16 protein-coding genes and 1 riboswitch are annotated in these 21,654 nt (G+C 49.0%); of the genes, 3 read left to right on the top strand and 13 right to left on the bottom strand.

Annotation, left to right across the window (positions count from 1 at the left end; translation table 11 throughout):
• Positions 1 to 281: 281 nt before the first annotated feature.
• Positions 282 to 1,616, top strand: a complete 1,335-nt coding sequence (locus BN1247_RS13540; protein ID WP_054950866.1) for an APC family permease — start codon at positions 282 to 284, stop codon at positions 1,614 to 1,616.
• A 12-nt stretch (positions 1,617 to 1,628) separates the two neighbouring features.
• Here BN1247_RS13540 and BN1247_RS13545 read toward each other — a convergent pair whose 3' ends face one another.
• The 6 genes from BN1247_RS13545 to BN1247_RS13570 form a co-directional block, all read right to left on the bottom strand.
• A complete protein-coding gene (locus BN1247_RS13545; RefSeq protein WP_054950867.1) occupies positions 1,629 to 2,942 on the bottom strand; it encodes a peptidase MA family metallohydrolase in 1,314 nt (437 codons plus the stop codon).
• Between the two features lie 229 nt (positions 2,943 to 3,171).
• Entirely contained in the window at positions 3,172 to 4,488 is a 1,317-nt protein-coding gene (locus BN1247_RS13550) for an NCS2 family permease (RefSeq protein WP_054950868.1), read from the bottom strand.
• A 174-nt stretch (positions 4,489 to 4,662) separates the two neighbouring features.
• Positions 4,663 to 4,764: riboswitch (purine riboswitch) on the bottom strand.
• A gap of 237 nt (positions 4,765 to 5,001) precedes the next feature.
• Positions 5,002 to 6,540, bottom strand: a complete 1,539-nt coding sequence (gene guaA, locus BN1247_RS13555; RefSeq protein WP_054950869.1) for a glutamine-hydrolyzing GMP synthase — start codon at positions 6,538 to 6,540, stop codon at positions 5,002 to 5,004.
• Between the two features lie 69 nt (positions 6,541 to 6,609).
• A complete protein-coding gene (locus BN1247_RS13560) occupies positions 6,610 to 8,871 on the bottom strand; it encodes a transglutaminase TgpA family protein (protein WP_054950870.1) in 2,262 nt (753 codons plus the stop codon).
• Complete coding sequence (locus BN1247_RS13565; protein ID WP_054950871.1) at positions 8,864 to 10,087, bottom strand: DUF58 domain-containing protein; 1,224 nt, start codon at positions 10,085 to 10,087, stop codon at positions 8,864 to 8,866. The genes BN1247_RS13560 and BN1247_RS13565 overlap by 8 nt, the downstream gene beginning before the upstream one ends.
• Before the next feature lie 63 nt (positions 10,088 to 10,150).
• Complete coding sequence (locus tag BN1247_RS13570; RefSeq protein WP_054950872.1) at positions 10,151 to 11,122, bottom strand: AAA family ATPase; 972 nt, start codon at positions 11,120 to 11,122, stop codon at positions 10,151 to 10,153.
• 184 nt (positions 11,123 to 11,306) lie between these two features.
• Between BN1247_RS13570 and BN1247_RS13575 the strand changes: the two genes are divergently transcribed.
• Positions 11,307 to 11,753 (top strand): ferritin-like domain-containing protein, encoded by a 447-nt coding sequence (locus BN1247_RS13575; protein ID WP_054950873.1) that lies wholly within the window; start codon positions 11,307 to 11,309, stop codon positions 11,751 to 11,753.
• A gap of 212 nt (positions 11,754 to 11,965) precedes the next feature.
• On the opposite strand, the gene BN1247_RS13580 is transcribed toward BN1247_RS13575, so the two are convergent.
• The 7 genes from BN1247_RS13580 to BN1247_RS13605 form a co-directional block, all read right to left on the bottom strand.
• The gene (locus BN1247_RS13580) at positions 11,966 to 12,949 is read right to left on the bottom strand and encodes an ornithine cyclodeaminase family protein (RefSeq protein ID WP_054950874.1); all 984 of its coding nucleotides are present in this window, start codon (positions 12,947 to 12,949) and stop codon (positions 11,966 to 11,968) included.
• 81 nt (positions 12,950 to 13,030) lie between these two features.
• Positions 13,031 to 14,353 carry an MFS transporter gene (locus BN1247_RS13585; RefSeq protein WP_054950875.1) on the bottom strand — a complete coding sequence of 441 codons (1,323 nt, stop codon included), beginning with the start codon at positions 14,351 to 14,353 and terminating at the stop codon, positions 13,031 to 13,033.
• Positions 14,354 to 14,464: 111 nt separating this feature from the next.
• Positions 14,465 to 14,797 carry a hypothetical protein gene (locus BN1247_RS13590; protein ID WP_054950876.1) on the bottom strand — a complete coding sequence of 111 codons (333 nt, stop codon included), beginning with the start codon at positions 14,795 to 14,797 and terminating at the stop codon, positions 14,465 to 14,467.
• A 41-nt stretch (positions 14,798 to 14,838) separates the two neighbouring features.
• On the bottom strand, positions 14,839 to 16,758 hold the full coding sequence (locus BN1247_RS13595; protein ID WP_054950877.1) for a DUF6792 domain-containing protein: 1,920 nt from the start codon (positions 16,756 to 16,758) through the stop codon (positions 14,839 to 14,841).
• Between the two features lie 21 nt (positions 16,759 to 16,779).
• Positions 16,780 to 17,370 carry a hypothetical protein gene (locus tag BN1247_RS13600; RefSeq protein ID WP_082415943.1) on the bottom strand — a complete coding sequence of 197 codons (591 nt, stop codon included), beginning with the start codon at positions 17,368 to 17,370 and terminating at the stop codon, positions 16,780 to 16,782.
• Positions 17,371 to 17,820: 450 nt separating this feature from the next.
• A complete protein-coding gene (locus BN1247_RS18455; RefSeq protein ID WP_261796047.1) occupies positions 17,821 to 17,946 on the bottom strand; it encodes a hypothetical protein in 126 nt (41 codons plus the stop codon).
• The gene (locus BN1247_RS13605; RefSeq protein ID WP_054950878.1) at positions 17,943 to 19,277 is read right to left on the bottom strand and encodes a tetratricopeptide repeat protein; all 1,335 of its coding nucleotides are present in this window, start codon (positions 19,275 to 19,277) and stop codon (positions 17,943 to 17,945) included. Before BN1247_RS13605 ends, BN1247_RS18455 begins: the two co-directional genes overlap by 4 nt.
• Positions 19,278 to 20,156: 879 nt before the next feature.
• On the opposite strand from BN1247_RS13605, the gene BN1247_RS13610 reads away from it, so the two are divergent.
• Positions 20,157 to 21,647, top strand: a complete 1,491-nt coding sequence (locus tag BN1247_RS13610) for a PTS mannitol transporter subunit IIBC (protein WP_054950879.1) — start codon at positions 20,157 to 20,159, stop codon at positions 21,645 to 21,647.
• Positions 21,648 to 21,654: the final 7 nt, after the last annotated feature.

The raw sequence follows: 21,654 nt of genomic DNA on the forward strand, positions 1-21,654 counted from the left end.
TGGTCATCTACGCGAAAAGATAACCCTTTCGGCAGCATACAAGTCCTACCTATCTCGCAACCGACTCCGTCAACTAGAATTATAGCGTATATCGCCATTTATTTTCCGCCATACAATGTCTGTTTGCTGACGTGTTTTCTGACAAAATCCATCCTAAACCGCAGCAAAAAACCGCCCGCATTCCACAAAAAAATGCCACAAAAAAACGATTGCATTTCCCATAATTTCGTTGTATCGTTTATCCTGTTCGCTTATTTTGACAGGCAAAGGGGGCTACCTTATTGGCAGCACAATCTACTAAACAAACGAAATTAAAACGGACACTCACACTCGCACCGGTCGTCCTGATCGGGCTCGCCTACATGGATCCGCTCGTCGTGTTCGACTCGTACGGCATCGTCGCACAAAAGACGCAAGGCCACGTCGCTGCAGCGTATATTGCCATTTTGATTGCCCTATTGTTCACAGCGTACAACTACGGGCAAATGGTCAAAGCGTATCCAGTCGCGGGTTCGACATATACTTACGCCCAAAAAAGTATCCACCCGAAGGTCGGGTTTCTCGTCGGCTGGGCGGTCATGCTCGATTACTTGTTTTTGCCGATGGTCAACTTCGCAATCGGCAGCGCCTACTTGACGGCGGTGTTTCCGCAAATCCCAAGTGCCGTGTGGGTGCTCTCCTTGACCGCCCTAATTACGACGATCAACGTGTTTGGCATCAAACTAACCGCCAACGTAAACACTGTATTCGTATTATTCCAAACAATTGTACTCACCGTGTTTGTCGCCTTTATCATTTACGGTTTATCACACGGCATGGGCGAAGGGACTCTGCTTTCAACTGAACCGTTTTATTCGCCGACGGTTGAGTTGCCGCTTATTTTAACGGGTGCGTCTATTTTGTGCTTTTCCTTTTTAGGTTTTGACGCGGTGACGACACTGTCGGAAGAGACGCTGAATCCACAAAAAACGATTCCGCGCGCCATTTTTCTCATTGCACTGATCGGCGGGGTCATGTTTATCGGCACATCGTATTTTTTGCAACTCGTCTTTCCGAACTTTATGGACTTTAAAAACCCAGATGCGGCGTCGTTACAGATCGCTTCGTACGTCGGTGGAGCGTTCTTGCATTCCTTTTTTCTGGCGGGTACGATGGTCGCTGTCATTTCATCCTCGCTCACGTCGCACACGAGTGCATCGCGCCTGTTATATGCGATGGGGCGCGACGGCTCCTTCCCGAAAATATTTGCCTACGTCCATCCGAAATATAAAACGCCGGTGTTTAACATTTTGTTAATCGGCGCGATTTCGCTCACCGCTATTTTCGGAGAGCTCGAAGTCATTTACTCGTTCATTAGCTTTGGGGCGCTACTCGGGTTTTTGTTCGTCAATCTATCCGTCGTTGCCCACTATTTCGTCCGACAAAAGAGACGCAACGCCCGGGACGTCGTACGCTATTTGCTCGCTCCGCTCATTGGTGCCGCCCTTACGCTGTGGTTGTTCTCGAGCTTACAACCGTCGGCTTTGCTGCTCGGCACCGGCTGGATCGTCATCGGCATCGTGTACTCTGCCTTCGTCGCCAAACAGCGCCCAGCACTCGAGTTTAACCAAATTTGACCGTATGACGAGTTACTCCTGTGCTCGGCGATACCAATCGGCGACAAAAGACTGAAAGGAATGTTTCGTCACCTGCTCAAACGCCGCACGCGTACGCGCGTTCAGTTCGCTGCGCTTATCGACACTCGCCGCATCGATTTCCGGATACATTTTTAACGCCGCACACCACGCGTTTAATTTTTGCTCACCGAACGTTTGTATGTAATAACGCAATAGATCGTAGCAGTGCGCATAATACGCTGCCGCCTCCCGTGCTGACAATTGCTCTAAATTGAGCCGCTCCATTTCCGCAAACGTCCAGCGCGGCTTTTTTAACGACATATTTTCTCGCGTACGCAGGCCCGGTAACAAGTGGTGTTGATAGTACTCGGCCAATCCTTCCTGCATCCAGTAAGCCGCATTGTCTCGCGTCTCTTCACTCAGTAACTGGTGTGTCAATTCGTGGACGATTCCGGATGCGAACGTCTCGTTCGGCGCGACGGCTCCGATAAACTTGATCGCCTGCCCGCTTTCGTTCCAGCCAGCCACCCAATGCGGGAGTGACAGCTTGACCGATTGGCGGAACGCCTCCCGTTGGTGGTAAAGTTTAATTTGCACATGCTGCTCGATTTGCCATTCTAATCGTTCTTGAAAAGCCATAAGCGCCTTTTCAGCTACGTTAAGCGCCACAGTCGCTTGTTCCACTAGCGATTTATCCGTATATTTAACAGTCGCGCGTTCACCGGACTTCGTATAAAACTGCACGTCCGCGTCTTTCCAGCCGTCTTTCGTCTGTACGTACATCACCGGTTGCTCCAGTACGTGTGCTACCCCGTTTCTTTTATAAGTCTGACGTAGGCGAACTTGCAAAATGTCTGGTTTGTACGGCGCGATCGATTCGACCGTCAGGGCAAATGTTCCAGAGTCGATTGTCGCGACAGCGTCGGCAAACCAGCGCCGCCTCTCTTGCACGTACATGTCGTCTTCCGCCAACAAATGTGCGGCGAACTTTTCCCAATCGCCCCGATTAACTGCCTTGCTTTGTGCGTGTACGACTTTTTTAATTTGCCTTTCCACTTCAGGGATACGCCCTTTGTTGTGGTTCTGTCCCACCGGGTCGATGAGTGTCGCCTCGTCAATCAGTCCTACTTCGTCAACCGCTCCCATCTTGTCGACCCGCCCCGCTTCATCGACCTGCCCTGCTTCGTCGCCTCGCGCTGCCCTCTCGATCCACCCAATCAGTCTAGCTTCGTCGCTCTTCCGTGTCTCAGCCGCATACAGCGGCGCCGCTCCCCAAGCGCTCGCTACGGCACACACGATGCACAAATATATGAAAAACGTACGCAATCCGCCCACACCTCCTCCCCTTTAGTGTAAACCTGCCATGTCTTATCTTATTCATTCGGCGAGGGCGCGAACAACCTCTCGTACGAAAACCGTTCCGCCGGGCAAGGCCGCGCGACAAACAAAAGAAAGACCTGCCGCACGCACCCGCGTACGGAGGTCTTTCTTCCGCAATTATCCGTAACAATCCGTAATAGTCGTCACAGTCGAAAACCGTCCACGCCGTTAATGACTAAATACTACCTAAGTAAATGAAGCGAAAAATGAACACGATGCCGAGAACGTACACGATCGGATGCACCTCGCGCCACTTTCCTTTAAACACTTTCGCTAACGGATATACGATGAATCCCATCGCAATGCCGGTGGCGATGCTAAAAGCGAGCGGCATGAAAATGACGGTCAAAAACGCCGGCACCGCTTCGTCGATCGCATCCCACTCAATTTCGCGCAAGCTCTTCGACATGAGCACGCCGACGATAATGAGTGCGGGTGACGTAATTGCTGGCACGGACGCTAAGCTTTCCACGACCGGGAAGAAAAAGAGCGACAACAAGAAAAACCCAGCTGTCACGACCGACGTCATTCCCGTCCGCCCCCCAGCAGCGACACCGGCCGTCGATTCGACGTACGACGTGACCGTCGACGTCCCGAGCATCGACCCGCCGATCGTCGCGAAGGAGTCAGCTAACAATGCACGGTTGGCTCGCGGCAATTTATTGTCTTTCATCAGCCCTGCCTGCGTCGCGACCCCGACGAGTGTACCAGCCGTATCGAACAAGTCGACGAAGAAGAAGGCGAAAATAATCGTCAGAAACCCAGCTTCCAACGCACCGAGAATGTCCATTTGCATGAACGTCGGCGCAATGCTCGGTGGCGCCTGCACGATCCCTTGCGGCACGCTGACGACGCCAGTGAGCATACCGACGACCGCAGTAATGAGCATGCCGTAGAAAATCGCCCCTTTGACATGGCGCACCATGAACAACACCGTCACTAATAATCCAAACAACGTCAATAAAATGCCAGGTTGGGTCAATTCGGTGTTGAGCGATAAATACGTCGCCTCATTCGGGACGATAACTTCCGCGTTTTTCAAACCGATAAAAGCGATAAACAAGCCGATCCCCGCCGAGACGGCGTGTTTTAGTCCTTTCGGGATGGCGTTAATAATCATTTCGCGCAGCTTCGTCAGCGATAAGAGGACGAACACGACTCCGGAAATAAACACCGCACCGAGCGCCGTTTGCCACGAAATGCCCATCCCTAACACGACCGTGTACGTGAAGTAGGCGTTCAATCCCATACCCGGCGCGAGTGCGATCGGATAGTTGGCAAGCACACCCATTAGTAGTGAACCGAGTGCAGCTGCCAGAGCCGTCGCCACAAACACGGCGCCGAAGTCCATCCCCCCGTCTTTCCCTAAAATGGCTGGGTTCACGAGCAAGACGTACGCCATCGTCAAAAACGTCGTCGTCCCCGCCAATAGCTCGGTGCGCATGCTCGTGTTGTGTTTTTCAAATTGAAAAAAGCGCGATACGGACAACATCCATTCCTCCCTTGTTTTGAATAAAAAAAGAGCCTAGTTCTCCGGGCTCTGTGAGGCGATTTGTCCTACAAAAAAACCAACGCTACCTTTTCTTTAAAATAACCATTGCTCATTGCTAAAATAACCATTCCGAAGTTATGGATAAAAATGGTACATAGCCATTCACAAAATGACGCGGTAACGTGGTGTTTTCGTAGTCAAGCAATTTACGGTTGCCTGGTAGAGACCGTTGGACCGTATTACCAACGATATACGAAAAGACGTATATAGTTTTCGTTCGTGTATTTCACATCGCGTACACTGCTTGTACAAGTGACACTGACAGGTAGGAAGCCTATGTGCACCTCCCATGCAATCCAAAAGATGCTGACAACTTTCCGAACCTATGCAGCGAGGACACCCTATAGAGGCGACTTTCACGTCCCGATGTATACAAAGTGTACGCGATATGCGTCGTTCTTGTCAATAGAATCGAACATTTTCCAAAAACATATACATATTATTCGTGTTTAGTTACTCCCACTCGATCGTAGCTGGCGGTTTGGACGTTATGTCGTACACGACGCGGTTCACGCCAGGTACTTCCTTCGTCATACGGCTGGACACGCGCTGTAGCACGTCGTACGGAATACGCGCCCAGTCAGCCGTCATCCCTTCGACCGAGTGGACTGCGCGAATGCCGATTGTGTAATCGTACGTACGCGAGTCGTCCGTCACCCCGACGCTGCGCAAATCGGTGAGTACGGCGAAGTATTGCCAAATGTCGCGGTCGAGCCCAGCGTCACTAATTTCGGCGCGCAAAATCGCATCCGCTTCGCGCACGATGTGCAACCTCTCTTCCGTCACCTCTCCGATGACGCGAATGCCGAGACCCGGGCCAGGGAACGGTTGCCGCCAGACGATTTCTTGCGGTAAGCCGAGCGCTTCGCCGACTTGGCGCACCTCGTCTTTGAACAATTTTCTTAACGGCTCGACGAGTTGAAAAGACATGTCTTCCGGTAAGCCACCGACGTTGTGATGCGATTTAATCGTCGCCGACGTGTCCGTCCCGCTCTCGATCACGTCCGAGTACACCGTGCCTTGAGCTAAAAACTCGTGATCGCCGAATTTCTTCACTTCTTCTTCAAACACGCGGATAAACTCGTTCCCGATAATTTTTCGCTTTTGCTCGGGATCGGTGACGCCGCGTAGCTTGTCTAAAAAGCGTGCGCTCGCGTCGACTTTGACGACGTGCATGTCAAACTTACCCGCGAACGTCTCCATCACACTGTCCGCTTCCCCTTTGCGCAACAGTCCGTGATCGACAAACATACACGTTAATTGATCGCCGATCGCCTTGTGCACGAGTGCCGCAGCGACCGATGAGTCAACGCCGCCGCTCAATGCGCAGAGCACTTTGCGCTCCCCGATGCGCGCTTTGAGCTTAGCGACCGTATCGTCGACGAATGACTCTGTGCGCCAATCGCCCGTGCACTGACAAATCTCATACATAAAGTTTTTTAAGATTTTATCCCCGTACACTGTATGCCTTACTTCCGGATGGAATTGAACGGCATACACGCCCGAACGGGCGTCGCTCATCGCTGCTACCGGCACATCCGCCGTACGCGCGTCCACGCTGAAACCTTGCGGCACTTTCGTGACGACGTCACGGCAATTCATCCAGACGTCGTGCGTGTCTGCCACCCCCTTGAGCAGCACACTGTCGCCGACGTTTTCCACTTCCACTTTACCGTTCGCACTGACCGCGCCCCGTTCGACGGTTGCCTCGAAGTGAGTCGCGATCAGATGCATGCCGTAACAAATGCCGAGAATCGGCACCCCTAACTCGAAAATCGCCGGGTCACACTTGCGAGAGTCTTTGGCAAACACACTGGTCGGTCCCCCAGAAAACACGATGCCGCGCGGCAAGTTTTTCTTCAGCTCAGCAGCCGTCGTCTTGTAAGACAACAGCTCGCTGTAGACTCCCAAGTCGCGAATGCGACGCGCGATTAACTGGTTATACTGTCCTCCAAAATCGAGAACGACAATGCGTTCATGCAGTTGTTCCACGGTTACCATCTCTTTTCTACAAGCAGCGGTATGATCAATGCACATATTATATCAGAGCATTTCCCGCAATCAAGGGCGCAGCCCTTTTAAGAATTTTTTCCATAAATCTTGCGCCGTTTGCCACATCTCGCGCGTCCAAGCCCGATCCCCATAGCGAGAGGCTTCGTACAGCCGCGTTAAGTCGATCAGTTCGTCCCGGTCCTGCTTGCGCCAAGCGAGCGACGTCGCGATGTAATCGCGCACCGACTGATCGGGGGTACGCTCCCCGTAGCGTTTTTCCAACAACTGCAATAACTGTTCGTATGCGGCCACGAAGCGTGCTTTGTTGTAGCGCCCATCGGTGGTGAGCCCCTCGTCGCCGTGTGCTCCCTTGCGGTGGGTGGCCCCTTCGCGCTGTAAGGCGCGCTGCAAGGCGTATAGCCGCCAGCGCCAAAATCGGCGGCGCCCGATCCACCAACCGACTCCGGTTAAAGCAAATAGAGCGGCACCACTTGCGACCCACCACTTCCACGGCGTCCCCGCTGTGTTTGCCTGCTGTGTGGAGGCGTCATATTCAGGTGCATTGTCGGGCGCTTCTTCTGGCGGTGGAAAATCGGCGAGTTTGGGCAAATCGTCCGGTTGCTGGGCCTCCATCCCGTCGTGATTGAACAGCTCGTCAACGTTAACGTCTTCGTCCTTTTCGATCGTTACCGGGCTATAAAAGCCGGGCGTCGGCTCAAACGGTAGCCAGCCAACGTCCGGAAAATACACCTCGACCCATGAATGAGCGTGTAAATTTTTTACCGTTACCTCGTACCGCTCGTTGTCGGAATCATAAGAGCGCTCACCCGGGGCAAAACCTTTGACCCATCGCGCGGGGATCCCGTTTGCGCGCAGTAACACGACCATCGACGTCGAGAAGTGGTCACAATACCCTTGCTGCGTATCGAACAAAAACTGGTCGACGAAGTCGCGTTCTTGCGGCGTCTCGGCGACAGTTTCTGTCTCGTACGTCAAATCGGGATTGTGCTTCAAAAAACTTTCCACCGCTAAGACGCGATCGTACGGTGTCTTTCCTTTTACTGTTTCCTCGGCCAACTGTTTGATTCGCCGCGGGAGCTTTTGTGGTAGTTGTAAATATTTTGCCGTAATTTCCTGCGGGTATTCCACGCCACTTTGCCTGAGCTTGGCTTCATTTACGAGTGGCTGCTCAACGCCGATTTCATAGCGAGCGAACGGCTGATCGTTCGCATTGCGGTAGCCGCTATCTGGGGCGATCACTTCGAGGACGGCATCTTCCGGTTCCACTTGTGCTGCATCGTAAGTCATCAATTGACCGGCCGTAAATAGCACCGGATATTTGCGCTTGCCTGTAAACGTCACTTGCTGCTTCACTTTGCGCCCCTGCATGTTTTGAAACAGCGGCCGCGGCGGTACTTTTTCTACCGTACGCCGCTCGTGCGATTGAAACCAGCCGTGCCCATCGTAGCGGTCTTTCGCCTCCCCGCGCCAGTAGAACGGTTCGTCGACCGTCGCTTCAAACACGACTGTCTCGTCTTGTGTAAACGAGCCACCTAAATACGAGTCGTTACCGCCGTAACCGATTTTGCGTGTCGACGTCCCCCCCGCACCAGATGGTGCCTTATCGTTGTAACTCGTTATAAATGGCACCGGGTTCGGCCAACTAGCTTCTGATTTCGGCGCATAATAACCGATCGACACGGCGCACACGATGAGGGCGAGTGCGGCAGAAAACCAAGCGAGTAACTGGCGCCGCTCCGGCGAACGCGAGCGACGTCGCAACTGATCCAACCGGCTAAAAGCGAGCATGAAAAATCCGTAACTCATCGTGCGCACAATCGCAAAACTGCCGTCAAAGGGCGTAAAGCTATCTAACACGGCGAGGTAGACGACAGTGAGCAGCAACAGCCAAAAAATGCGGCCACGCCGCACGACGTCACGGTACATGACAACTTCCAGCAACCAAATAAAGAAGAAAAAACTTATCGTACGGATAAGCGGACTCATGTCTAGCCATGCCATCTGCCGCAATAGAGCGACATCTTGGCTGACCGTATCGGCAACAGTTAGTAACCACTGTTTTCCGAGAAAAGGGATGCCTTGTGCGTCCATAAACAAGTGATGGACGAGAAAGAGCAAAAAAAGCGGCTTCAGCACCACCCTTATCGGCCACGGGAGGCGCAACATGTCCAACAAGAGCAAAAAGGTAAAGGCGATGACAAAAAAGTCAATACGCACAGTGTCGGTATACTGTTTGAGCGGCTTCATCCATTCGTAAAACAGCGCCAAACTAAAGGCACCGTAAAATAGGAGCCTAACGAACTTACGCACTCGAGCGTCCACCTCCCCGCACGATTTCGGCAAAGCGGTCGTCGTCGACGAATGTGACAGACACTTTTAGCAGCGCTACCGTCTTGAGGCGCGACTGTTCGCTGTCCGCCAGCTGTCGCCGGGTACGCACCCAAAATAGCGTCACGTTTAGGCGGCGGGCACGCAATTCACTCAGCGCCCGCACCGTGCTCGCCCCGAGCTGCGATGTGACAAAAACGACCGTCGCACCGTACGGCAAACGCTTCGCCTCTTGCAACATCACGCGATCCGCTGTGAACGGGCAATCGGCGGCGACTTCCGCCAAATGTTCGTAAAGTTGCATAAGGTCGCCGCCGCTATGTTGCGGCAGCAGCGCGAAGGGCTGTTTTCCGTAAGAAATGAGACCAACGCTAAACCGGCGTTTCACCGCATAACGGGCGAGCGAGGCGACAAGACTGACGGCCCGCTCAAAACGCTCCACATCGTACGCGTGCTCTCGGCGGTCGAGAAAAAACACAATGTCGTTCGCTTGCTGGAGTGCAAATTCTTTCGTTTTCAACCTACCGCCCCGCGCCGTCGCCTTCCAGTGAATGCGCCCGAGCCGATCGCCGTTCACGTAATCGCGAATGCCGACGACCGTCGTCATATCTTCGGACAGTCGGTTGTAAGCGATCGCTGCGCCCGCCGCTTGTTCATTAACCGTCTGCCAAACGGGAATCTCACAAGTCTTAGGATAGACGAGGATCTCACTTTTCACAGCAACCGTCTGCTGTCGCTGCAAAAAGCCGAACAAATCTCCCACTTGCAACTGTACCGCATGCCACTCGTGTCGTCCGCGCGGCAAATCGTCACAGACGTAAGTAAACGTGAACGTCTTCTTGAACCACGGAAATAACACCGTCGCCGCCCGGTGCTGTGACCGCTTTAGCGCCTCCGGCAGGATATCTTTTACGTACACCCACGGCAAAGGAAACGCGAACCGCCGCGTGAACGTGAGTTGCACGTCGAGTTCGCCGCCCGCGTGCAATCGCGCATACGTCATTTCACGCGTTACCGTTACCCCTTTTAGTGCGAACAAATAGACGAACAGTTCATAAACGGCGACCGTTAACAACGTATAAAAAAGAAACCACGGGACAAAGCCGCCTTGAAACTTACCGTAGAGAAATGCGGCCACCAATAGCAACAGCACGCCGATTAAGCCAGTCGCACGCCGAAATGGACGCAGGCGCAACATCGTCACTCCTTCCTTTACAAAAACCCGCCATTCAGTTTCACACACTGTTTTTTAATAAACGTTTTATTTGTTACGGTATACGGGCACAGGCGTATGTTGCAAAACATCTAGTAGCACTTTTTCCACAGCAATGTCTTTCAGACGCGCATCCGGTTTAAGAATGAGGCGGTGACTAAACGTCGCGAGCACGAGTTGCTTGACGTCGTCGGGAACGACGTATGAACGTCCGCGCATAAAAGCGAATGCCTGAGCCGTACGGAAAAGCGCGAGTGAACCACGCGGTGACACGCCGAGGTAGACGTGGGGATGCTGGCGCGTCGCTTCACTCAGCTGCACAATGTACGTACTGACTGAAGCGTCGACGTGCACATCGCGCACGCGCGCTTGCAACTGACATAATTCCTCCTTGCTGACGACCGGTTTAAGCGCCGCGAGCGGATGGGTTGTTTGCTGCCGCTCAAGCATCTCCACTTCATCGCGTTCACTCGGGTAACCGAGGTGCAACTTCATGAGAAAGCGGTCCAATTGCGCTTCCGGCAGTGGAAATGTCCCTTCGTATTCGATCGGGTTTTGCGTCGCCATTACAAAAAATGGTTGCGGCAGCTGGCGAGTCACGCCGTCGACGGTAACACTTCCCTCTTCCATCGCTTCCAACAACGCAGCTTGTGTCTTCGGGGACGTGCGGTTGATTTCATCGGCCAAGACGACATTGCCCACAATCGGACCCGGACGAAATTCGAACTGCAACGTTTGCTGGTTAAACACGGAAACACCGGTGACGTCCGAAGGCAATAAGTCGGGTGTAAACTGGATGCGCGTAAAGTCGCACCCAAGTGACTTGGCCAGTGCCTTTACGAGCATCGTCTTGCCGACGCCGGGTACGTCCTCCAACAACACGTGTCCACCGCAAAGCACCGCTGCGACACTCATGCGGATGACCTCTTCCTTGCCGACGATCACTTTCGTAACATTGTCCGTAATTTTGGCAATTGTCTCGTGACGCTTGTCGAATCCCTCACTCGCTGCTCTATGCATCGACAGTTTCTCTTCCTCCTCAAATTCCGTGGCGCGTTGACTTCTTTCCTATAGTGTAACTAACAAATGTATCGTTGACTAGTGAGAACTTCTAAGTAATAAAAGTGAAGTGAAAATTGGAATCCAGCCTAGTGACTGACATACGATAAGAGTAACACCGATCGGTTAAAGGAGTGAGAACCGAATGTACGATAACCCATTCGCATCTGTTCATACGATGGAGGACACCCGTTTTATCAAAGGCATTACCGAAGCCATTAATGGTGAATATAGCGCCATTCACTGCTACACTCACTTATTCAAGATTGCCCCTACGAAAGAAGAACAGTCAGTCATTCGCGAAATCAGACGTGATGAGAAAAGGCACTTTCAAGAGTTCGTTGATCTTTACATTAAGCTGACAGGCACGAGGCCAACACCGCGAATCTCAGAGCAATGTCCAAAAGATTACTGCAAAGGACTAACCGTTGCTTTTAAAGACGAACAGAAAACGGTCGATTTTTATTTGGATCTCTCTGACAAGGCGACGAATCCTCATATAAAAGATAGCATTCGCCGTATAGCTTCTGATGAACAAAATCACGCAGTTTGGTTCCTGTACTTTTTGACAAAAAACGATTGCCGGTTGTAATGGAAATCTGAAGGCCATGCCCGTAGATATTGTATCATGTCCACTTGCGTACATTTTACATACTTCACCGTCACAAGTTTTAAGTTGCGTTTATTCACGTCTTATCTACGGGCGACACTTATTTAATTAGCGAGCAATATCCGCGGCACAAAATGTTCTGTAGCGAGGACAAGTGAACAACGCCAAGTGAGCGTTTTGCCCGCGGCAACTAACTACACGATAGCTTCCTTCCCAAACCCGAGGACCCTCGCTTTAAAATAAATCCCCTTCGCGACGGCCAAATCAAAATACGCCGCCCCGACCGATTTAAAGAATGTCACTTCCTCATTCGTCTCCCTAATTAAACCCTCTCGCCCACTTACTTGACTGAGCTCCGCATAAATATATGAAAAACTCCAGTCGCTTTCTTCGTTTGCGTGCATCAGTTCTCCAGCTTCTTCTTTCACACCTGTTAGATCGTCGACGACAATTTTATCTGCCCGCTCAATAGTTCTCAGGTCGACTTCTCGCATCGAGGGCAAATACGAACCGACTCCGTTAATGTGCGTCCCTGGCTGTAGATCGTTCCCGTCGAATACGGGTGTATTGGAGCGAGTGGCACAGCAAATAATATCGGCCTCCCGCACAAGTTCTGCGACAGCTTGGGCGACAACGATCTCTTGGCGAACGCCATATGCTAGAAGCTTTTCTTTAAACTGCTCCGCCTTTTCCCGGGTGCGATTAAACAGTGCAATTTTTTCAATATCCCGTACTTCCAGTACACCTAACACTTGTTCAAACGCCATCGCCCCGGTGCCAATGACACCTAGCGTCTTTGCGTCTACTCTCGCTAATTTTTCTGTTGCAATTCCACTCAGCGCACCGGTCCGGAGCCGCGTTAAATAAGACGCATTCATCATGCACAAATGTTCACCGGTTTGCGCATCGGTCAGCAGCATCACCCCTTGGGTCGTCGGTTTACCTCTCTGAGGATTTTCCGGAAATATCGATACGACTTTAACAGCGGTGATTTCCTCTGCTAAATCCGCACTCGGCATATACAACGCAGATGCTTGATGTTTAGGAAATTCAATCACGGTGCGGTGAGGGTTGTCGATTAGCCCCTCGTTTTTTGCCGCGAGCCCACGCTTTAAATCGGCAATCGCATCTCGCATCAAATAATTTTTCTGTATGTCTTGCTCGGCTAAAATAAGCATGATTTCTCTTCTCTCCATTTTCCGTTTTGTAGTCGTTTTATTTTTGTCGTTTTATTTTTATGATTGTTTCCTGATCAATTCTTACTGACGACTTCCGGCGTTCACTTCTTCATCTAACTCCTTGTCTAATTCCTTGTCTAACTCCTCGTTGTGGCGATCCTTCACTGCCCAAACGGCGAGCAAGGAGATGACCGCAGTGAAAATAATGTACAACGCCACCGATACATACGAATTATTAAACCGCATCAGCAAAGCGGTTGCAACTAGTGGCGCCGTTCCACCTGCGACAGCTGCACCGATTTGATAACCTAAGGTGATTCCCGTGTACCTCACTTGCAGCGAAAATATTTCGGAAAACATTGTTCCTAACACCGCCGTGATCGGCGCCCAAATAATCCCCAACCCGATCACCGTCGCCAGTACTAATAGTAACACGGAACCTTGGTGAATCATCCAAAAGTACGGAAACGCATACACGATCATTAAGATGGTCCCCCATACGTACAGCGGTTTACGACCGACCTTATCGGACAATTTCCCCATCACTGGAATCAGTATCGTCGTAATAATGGTCGCGATCATCACCGCGTTGAGCGTTACCGTCTTACTATAATGTAATTGATCCGTCGCATAGGAGACAATAAAGGTGCCAAAAATATAAAAGGGTGCCGTTTCGACCACTTTAGCGCCAATCGCAATAATCACTTCCCGCCAGTGATAACGAAACGTGTCGACGATCGGTAGTTTCGATATTTCCCCTTTAGCTTGTGCTTTTTTAAAAGAAGGCGTTTCCTCGATGCCTTTACGTATCCATAACCCAAAAATGACGAGCAATATACTCAAAATGAAGGGCACCCGCCAGCCCCACATCATAAACGCGTCATTGGGCAATAGCGTCATAAGCGACAGGGCAAGCGTTCCCATTAACATCCCGATCGTCACACCCATTTGCGGGACACTGCCAAAAAACCCTCTCTTTTCTTTCGGCGCGTATTCGACCGCTAGCAACAAGGCGCCACCCCACTCGCCGCCTAAACCTAAACCTTGAACAAGACGCAACACAATGAGCAGAACCGGTGCCCAAATGCCGATCGTCTCATAAGTTGGCAACAAGCCCATCGCGAACGTCGCGCCACCCATCAAACTTAACGTTAACACCAACGTCTTCTTTCTACCAATTTTATCACCGATATGACTAAAAATAATGCCTCCAAACGGGCGAATAAAAAACGCCAGCGCAAAGGATGCATACGCATACAATAAACCGAACGTCGGATCATCGCTTACAAAAAAAATCTGGTTGAATACTAAAGCGGCGACGCTTCCATAAAGAAAGTAATCAAACCATTCAATCGCACTCCCTACTAAACTCGCAATGAGAACTCTGCGGTTGCCTCGATCCATTTGGTGCCTCCTCCCATTCGTGTAAAGTATCTCGTTTGAGGTAAGATTACACTATTTCCTATTAACCAGCAATCTAGCCTAGATTAATCGTGAAAAAAGAGGGTGACAACTTTATTTTGTAATATCTAATTTATAACATAGCGTCAACTGTTGTACGCTCATTTGATCGACTTGTCGATTGTAATTTTTAGCAAAGTTCATGTGCTGTGTGTCAATATTTCTCAAGGCACTTACATGCTCACTCGCTTTATCAGCCATTTTGTTTTGAATCGCTTGCACGAGTTTTCCCTGGCTGTCTTTTGTTTCGTTTTTGATTAGCCGTTCCAGATCGTGTGTCTTTCGGATGAGGTCATCGACGTGATTGTTCAGTGTAACCCCCTTATACGACAGATCCCCGACAGTGACGATTTGGAATGTGTCTGTATATTGATACGAGTCTTCCACCTCATGACCCTCCTCTGAAATAACCGCGCTAGCTGTTCTACTCACGATTTATAGTCAAAGATCTTAGACACCCGTTCATCTTTCGCAAACAAATCCTCGATGCTCTTCCTCATTTTTTGTATGAGGCGTCGCCCTTCGTTGTTCTGTTTTGAAATTTCAGGAATGACACCACCGACTTCAGTCGCATTCAGGCCGGGAAAATAATCGGCGGCCACAATTTTCTCTAACCTACCCGCTTTCGTATGCACACCACTTCTAAATAGAAGCATCTCTGCTTTCCCTCTATTTTCTGGGTAACTTAGTAGTCCCTGAAAGTTCTTCGGGTCTGCTTCTAAGCTGCTAATTTTATCGGCAATGGCTCGCTGCCTGTTCCGATAATCCTCGACAATTTCCCGCGCAAACGTATCGACATACTGTTTTAACATCTCTTCTTTTTCGTCGATAATAGCCATTCCCTTTTGATACATGCGCACCGCCGAAGATAGGTTCACTTGAATCGACTCGCCACCGGATCCACCCTTAATGAGGAGCAAATCGTCGCCGTCATACGCCCTCCCTTTTTTTCGTCCAATGGCGTTCAGCATTTCTTCAATCCCGTGACTTTCGACGATGGTGGAGACCTTCTCAAAGACACCTTTGAGTCGCCCTTGTCGCTTTTCGACATCCTTCCACAGTTTGCGGAGTTGAATAAGAGCCGCGGTTGCTGCCGCCGCCTTATTTCCACCTTTAGCATGATCGACCTTAGCTACAATCCGATAAAACTCGTCCAAATCTTTTTCAAGTGCCTTCAAATCTCCAATCACTTCTTTTTTTTCCGCGTCATCGATTAATCCTTCTTTAACGAGTACGTCAAATATTCCATCTAAGTTTTTCGTTAAATGCTTGATGAAAGCACGGACTCCATACGATCTTCGGTGAACGTTTCGAATCAATCTGGGGAGCATTGCTGCAGCTACGGGTGTATGTAAACCTAACTGCGTTAAATTCCTTACTTGCTCTATGTCGACTCCTGTTGCTTGCCATACGGCTGCTTCTAGTCCTCCTTCACGATAGGCATCCCCATACCGCGCAAAGTAGGATTGAATCTTGCGGATTTCCTCCTCCGGTATTTGTTCCGTGTATTTACGAAGACTGTTAAAGGCCGGATTTGTTTCCACATACTCAACTTCGCCAACTTCAAAGAAGCCCGCCCCAGCCAAGCTTGCTGCAAACAGCGGGTCTTGTAGCGATATCATGTTGTATATTTCGTCTGTGACGCCTTTGTTTTTGTAGTATTCTTCGGCGAATTTCTTGACTTCGGCGGCGGGAAGTTTGTTGATGGCGTCGAGATCCCTAGGGTTGATGTTAAACCTTTTGGATAACCTGTATCTGAAATCGGGGTCAAAATTCCACAATTGATTAAAGTTGGGCTTTGCTCCGTTTACACCGTACAATTTATCAAAGTATATTTTACCATCTCGACTACCAACCAAGCGTACATTTGTATTATTGTTTTCCGCAAGAGAGTGTCCTAAGCCAATTGTCAGGATTTGTTTACCATCTGGGTTGACTGCTTTTATGACATTGTCATAAAATGCAAGGGCATCTCTGTATTGTCTATTATCCTTCCCGGGAAAAATCCCCAATAGATTATACAGCCAATCTTCTAGTGACGTCGAGCCTTGCGAGACAATGTACAATTGGTTGATTTTTCGATCCTTATGATGAAAATGAATGGCGGTACCAATGTAACTCGATTTAATAAGCGGGTCCATTTCCCCTTTTTCGTTCCATTCGCCTAACGTACCAGATTTAATAATGTCAAAACCAGCTGGAACTTCTTTTCCTGTTTCCTCAAAGTAAATTCGCCTAATTTCCTTTTTTATCGTCTTATCATCCAGATTATCTTCCTTAATCCGATACTCCAATTGTATAATACGTAACCTTAGCTCTTCTGTGTTAAGAATCTCTTTATTTACCACGTCTTTCACTCCTTCTTCAAGTTATTTCTCTATAAAAGTAATGGATTCCATAAGTATTCTAGCCTGTTCTTCTTCTTTCCTCACATCTAAATGACAAGTTTTTTTTGCATCTAGGCAAGTTACACTATAAAAAAATCTAATCCCCTGGTTACTTTCTTTAGATTTAATAAAACCAAAGAAATTATACGCTGTATCCTCTTTGTGATCCGAAAGAAATTCATTGTTACCTATGTACATTATCTTTTGTCCTACTTCCCTCTTTTTGAATTCACCATTGTAATGAGCCTCACTTCGAAAACTATCTAACTGACTGTCTATTAGATTAACTGTTCCACTGAAATGATATTCTATTCTTACATAGTAAGTTACATTTTTTTCTTCGCCTCCAAAATCAATCGTTTCAAAAAATTTATCCGGTGCCGAATACCCTCTCTCAGATAACTTAGCCCCCTCCGGAAACAACATCGTATAACCATTCACCCCCGAGCGAAATAAATAATACCCTTCCTTCACAGGCTCCGTTGAATCCATAAACTTTCTTGTGAATTCGTCCTGAAACGCTGTCACTTGTGGCAATTTCTCGAGAGGTAACGATTGTGGGTCTTTACTCATTTGACAACCTCCTGTCATCAATAAGAGACATAAAAGGAAAATGGACACACCTCGCTTCAAAAAGACAACTCCTTCCGCTCCTCTTATCACCCAATGTTATGTACTATTATCAAACGCGATGGTCGATCGGAAAAAGGTGCCGCTCCCTCGCACCAGACCCAAACAGACGGTCATCGTCAAAAAAACGTGGGATCGATTCATCTGGTCGACTATGTAACAAGTTTAGATGTGTACGACCAAAAATTGTTTCGGTAACACTTCCATTTGGTTATGCAAAAAAAAGTAACGAAAAACGTCCGTGTTTCGATTACGGGGGGAGGTTTTTCGTTAGGAGGACAATTCGACAACTGTCCTCCTAACAGATTGCTAAGCGTTCACCAACACCCACCAAGTGGACTTTAACATTAGGCATTAGCACCATAAATAAATGCTAATGGGCGGACCAGTCTGTTACTTGCCGTCTTGTTGAATGTGCACTTCCATGCCGTGCGCCGGAGGATTTCTCGTAGCAGCAAACGAGGTCATTGGCAATACCAAGAGCGCAGTAGCGATGATTGCAGCAATAAGTTTTTTCATAACGTTTCCTCCTTGCGAATTAAAGATTCTACCTGATACATATGTTCGGCTTCCTGCAGAAATGATTCTCTGTTGCCTGTTCGCTCGTAATAATTCGCCAAAACAAAGTGGAAGTCCTTCTTTTTGTTGAACAACTTACTTCTTTCCGCCAGTCGAATCCCTTCTGCACAGACCGATGTTATTTCCGAAGAACTTTGCTCCAAAGCGATGTTAGCCTGCAACAGGAGAATTGGTAAATACTCCGATGTGTAATCGAACTTTTGTGCTAATTCAGCAGCCCTGTTAGCATATTCCGTTGCCTTCTCGTATTCTCCCATTGCAAGATAAACTTCTCCATATGAACAATAAAGAAGTGCACGCTGCTGTTCATCTTTCCTCTCTTTACACAATCTGTACGAGAGGTCGTAGCAGTGCAACGCTTGTGCGTACGCTTTGTTACGATAAAGCGCATCGCCCAAATTAAGGTACAAGACACTTCCAAGCCACGGATCGGCGTAGTGTATGCGCTGTAAATGAATCGCATGCTGAAACACTTCTGCAGCCTGGACGTATAGATGCTGGCCAGACAAGATTAGCCCCTCGGCGTTGTATGTCAATAAATAACATTTCATGTCATGAGCCAGCTCGCACTTTGGACGAGCCTCCATTACATATTTATAAGCTTGGCCATACTGCTCTAGATGCAAGGAATAGCTCGCTTTATTATACAGCACACGACCTTCAATATGCTTTTCATCACCTTCTTTCTGAAAGGCGTCGAGCGCCATGTCGGCGTATTCGATCGCCTTCTCGTAATCCTGATCAGCTAGCGCAGCCGTTACGGACAAGTTGTAGTACGCCTCGGCTGCAAGGTTATTCAATTCAGTAAGCGAATGTTCGCGAAGGTGCCGCAACACTTCGTGGAACGCATTTGTTGCCCGCTCCCACTGACCCTGTTTTCGCAAAACAACACCTTTCAGAAGTTGTGTGGTCGTCGCGTACAGCGGGTAGTCGGCCAACTTGCCGTCTTTTTCTAAAGCGCTTACTTCGTGACGTGCTTCAGTAAGCAAATCGTGCTCAGCCAAGTGTCTGACGGTGGCTACCATTTGCTTGAGGCGTTCTTCGTCCTCTCCCGTTTTTTTCAACATTTGCTCAACCAGTTCGTCCGTCAAGCCAAGTTGTTCACGGATGTAGGTAACCTTCTCACTAGCGAGGTTACCGGTGATGCCACGTTCGATGTTGCTAATTGTCGGGACGGAGACACTATCGTTAGCCAAGTCGTTCAAAGTAAGCCCCATGTCCTTGCGACGTTTACGGATGAGTGAACCTAACGTAATCGGATCAAGCACCACAGTAAAATAACCCCCATTCTGCGACAAAAAATATTGTTACTAGAACTATTCGATAGTAATCTGCTAATTCCTGCTGCTAACGAAAAAAATTTTGAGTCTTTTTTTGTGCTTCTTCGCTATTATGTATGTTTAACCCTTGTTCAGGCTACATTGACTGATTAGCTTATAACCGCAAAAAAAGGTAAGTGGTCGTTTACGTAAAATTCCGTAGGGGTAAAGTAAATGCCTTAGGCTGTTGTCAGAATCGCAGCTTGGATTCTGCGATACGCGCAAAAGCTGATGCACATCCATAACCCGTCATGCTCTATATGAAGTATGGTGAACGACCGGCGAAAGAAGTAATCGATGAACTCGGAGAAGAAGTGTTGCCGGAATTTCCGGTTATTGATTAAATAACAGATCGTTGCCCCCCTCTTCTTTAAAGAGGGTAGGATTTAACAGTATTTGAAGCGTTATCATTGATAATCGCATTCGGCGCTTTAGTTGCCGTACGGTTAGATGAGCGAGAAAAAAGACCGCCCTTGTACAAAGGTATGCGGTCTATCCGTGAAACCCCTGAGCCTGCCACCCTTGTAGGGTAAGCCTATTGTACGTGACCGTAGGTGTTCCTGCACCTGCAGTCTTTCTCAGTGCATGCAATAACTTGGAAAGCTATTCCCGATCCCCATGCACGCCTTGCTTTGTTTGGTTGCGCCTAATCTAACCATCCACTCTTCTACTTCGATAATACCACAATAGTGAATCAAAACAAACACCGAATATGTTCTCATTAACCTTTGGCAACAATGACATTGCCAAATTGATAGTATCTTTTTATTGTTGTTTCCATACAGCAGTCCTAAGATGAAGGTAAGGAACTTAAAAGAGAGGTGCTACAAAATGGCGACCGAACAAACTGGGCAAACAGGCGGTTTCCGTGTGAAGGTACAGCAGTTTGGCAGTTTTTTGAGCGGGATGATTATGCCGAATATCGGCGCTTTTATTGCATGGGGCCTTATTACGGCGCTATTCATTCCGGATGGATGGTATCCGAATAAAGGGTTAGCGGAATTAGTTGGCCCGATGATTACGTTTCTATTGCCTGTATTAATCGGTTTTACGGGTGGACGTCTCGTTTACGGTATGCGCGGTGGCGTCGTCGGTGCCACAGCGACGATGGGGATGATCGTCGGCGCGGACATTCCGATGCTATTAGGTGCCATGATTATGGGACCCGTTGGCGGTTATGCGATTAAAAAGTTTGACCAATTAGTTGACGGTAAAATTAAATCAGGTTTTGAAATGCTAGTCAACAACTTCTCGGCGGGGATTATTGGGGGAATTTTAACCGTTTTAGCGTACGTTGCTGTCGGGCCAACCGTACTTTCGTTAAATAAATTACTCGCAAGCGGTGTACAGATCATCATCGATGCCAGTTTACTTCCCTTGGCAAGTGTGTTCATCGAGCCAGCGAAAGTGTTGTTTTTGAACAACGCCATTAACCACGGTATTTTAGGTCCGATTGGGATTGATCAAGCGGCATCAGCTGGTAAATCTATCCTCTTCTTACTGGAAACAAACCCTGGTCCAGGTCTTGGTATTTTACTCGCATACATGCTTTTTGGTAAAGGAACGGCAAAACAAACCGCACCCGGAGCGGCGATTATTCATTTCCTCGGCGGCATTCATGAGATCTACTTCCCTTATATCTTAATGAAACCCATCTTATTGCTCGCTGTGATCGCCGGTGGGGCATCAGGTGTACTGACGTTCTTGTTATTTGGCGCAGGCCTAGTGGCAGCACCGTCGCCGGGAAGTATGATCGCACTTATGGCGATGACACCAAAAGGCGGTTACCTCGGCGTATTAGCAGGTGTCCTCGTAGCGACCGTCGTCACGTTCGTTGTGACCGCTTATATTTTGAAAGTATCAAAACAAGACAGTGGCGATTTGCAAGAAGCGACGGAAATGACGTCGGCGATGAAAGGTAAGACAAACGATGCCACACGACTCGCGGAGAACGAGCCAAACCACGAGCGGGTCGATGGAATGAACGATGGACGGCATGGTCAAGTAGAGCCCGGTGTCGGCGAGGACGATCTATCAAAAGTAAAAAAGGTCATCTTCGCTTGCGATGCTGGCATGGGATCGAGTGCGATGGGAGCCTCCATTTTAAAGAATAAAATGAAAAAATCTGGATTAGACGTTCGCGTATCGAATACAGCGATTAGTCAGTTACCAGATGACGCGGATATCGTCATCACGCATAAAGATTTAACCTCTCGAGCCCAAGAAAAACTGCCGACAGCCCGTCATATTTCAGTCGAGAATTTCTTGAACAGCCCGAAGTACGATGAGTTGGTCGACAAGTTAAAAGGACAACAGCATTAAACCGAGA

Source organism: Numidum massiliense (assembly GCF_001375555.1).
Taxonomy (GTDB): domain Bacteria; phylum Bacillota; class Bacilli; order Thermoactinomycetales; family Novibacillaceae; genus Numidum; species Numidum massiliense.

What these genes read in the sequence shown, in the direction of transcription:
- BN1247_RS13550 (WP_054950868.1), bottom strand. Translation starts at nt 4,488, where the DNA reads ATGTTGTCCGTATCGCGCTTTTTTCAATTTGAAAAACACAACACGAGC.
- BN1247_RS13565 (WP_054950871.1), bottom strand. Translation starts at nt 10,087, where the DNA reads ATGTTGCGCCTGCGTCCATTTCGGCGTGCGACTGGCTTAATCGGCGTG.
- BN1247_RS13570 (WP_054950872.1), bottom strand. Translation starts at nt 11,122, where the DNA reads ATGCATAGAGCAGCGAGTGAGGGATTCGACAAGCGTCACGAGACAATT.
- BN1247_RS13575 (WP_054950873.1), top strand. Translation starts at nt 11,307, where the DNA reads ATGTACGATAACCCATTCGCATCTGTTCATACGATGGAGGACACCCGT.
- BN1247_RS13580 (WP_054950874.1), bottom strand. Translation starts at nt 12,949, where the DNA reads ATGCTTATTTTAGCCGAGCAAGACATACAGAAAAATTATTTGATGCGA.
- BN1247_RS13585 (WP_054950875.1), bottom strand. Translation starts at nt 14,353, where the DNA reads ATGGATCGAGGCAACCGCAGAGTTCTCATTGCGAGTTTAGTAGGGAGT.
- BN1247_RS13600 (WP_082415943.1), bottom strand. Translation starts at nt 17,370, where the DNA reads ATGAGTAAAGACCCACAATCGTTACCTCTCGAGAAATTGCCACAAGTG.
- BN1247_RS18455 (WP_261796047.1), bottom strand. Translation starts at nt 17,946, where the DNA reads ATGAAAAAACTTATTGCTGCAATCATCGCTACTGCGCTCTTGGTATTG.
- BN1247_RS13610 (WP_054950879.1), top strand. Translation starts at nt 20,157, where the DNA reads ATGGCGACCGAACAAACTGGGCAAACAGGCGGTTTCCGTGTGAAGGTA.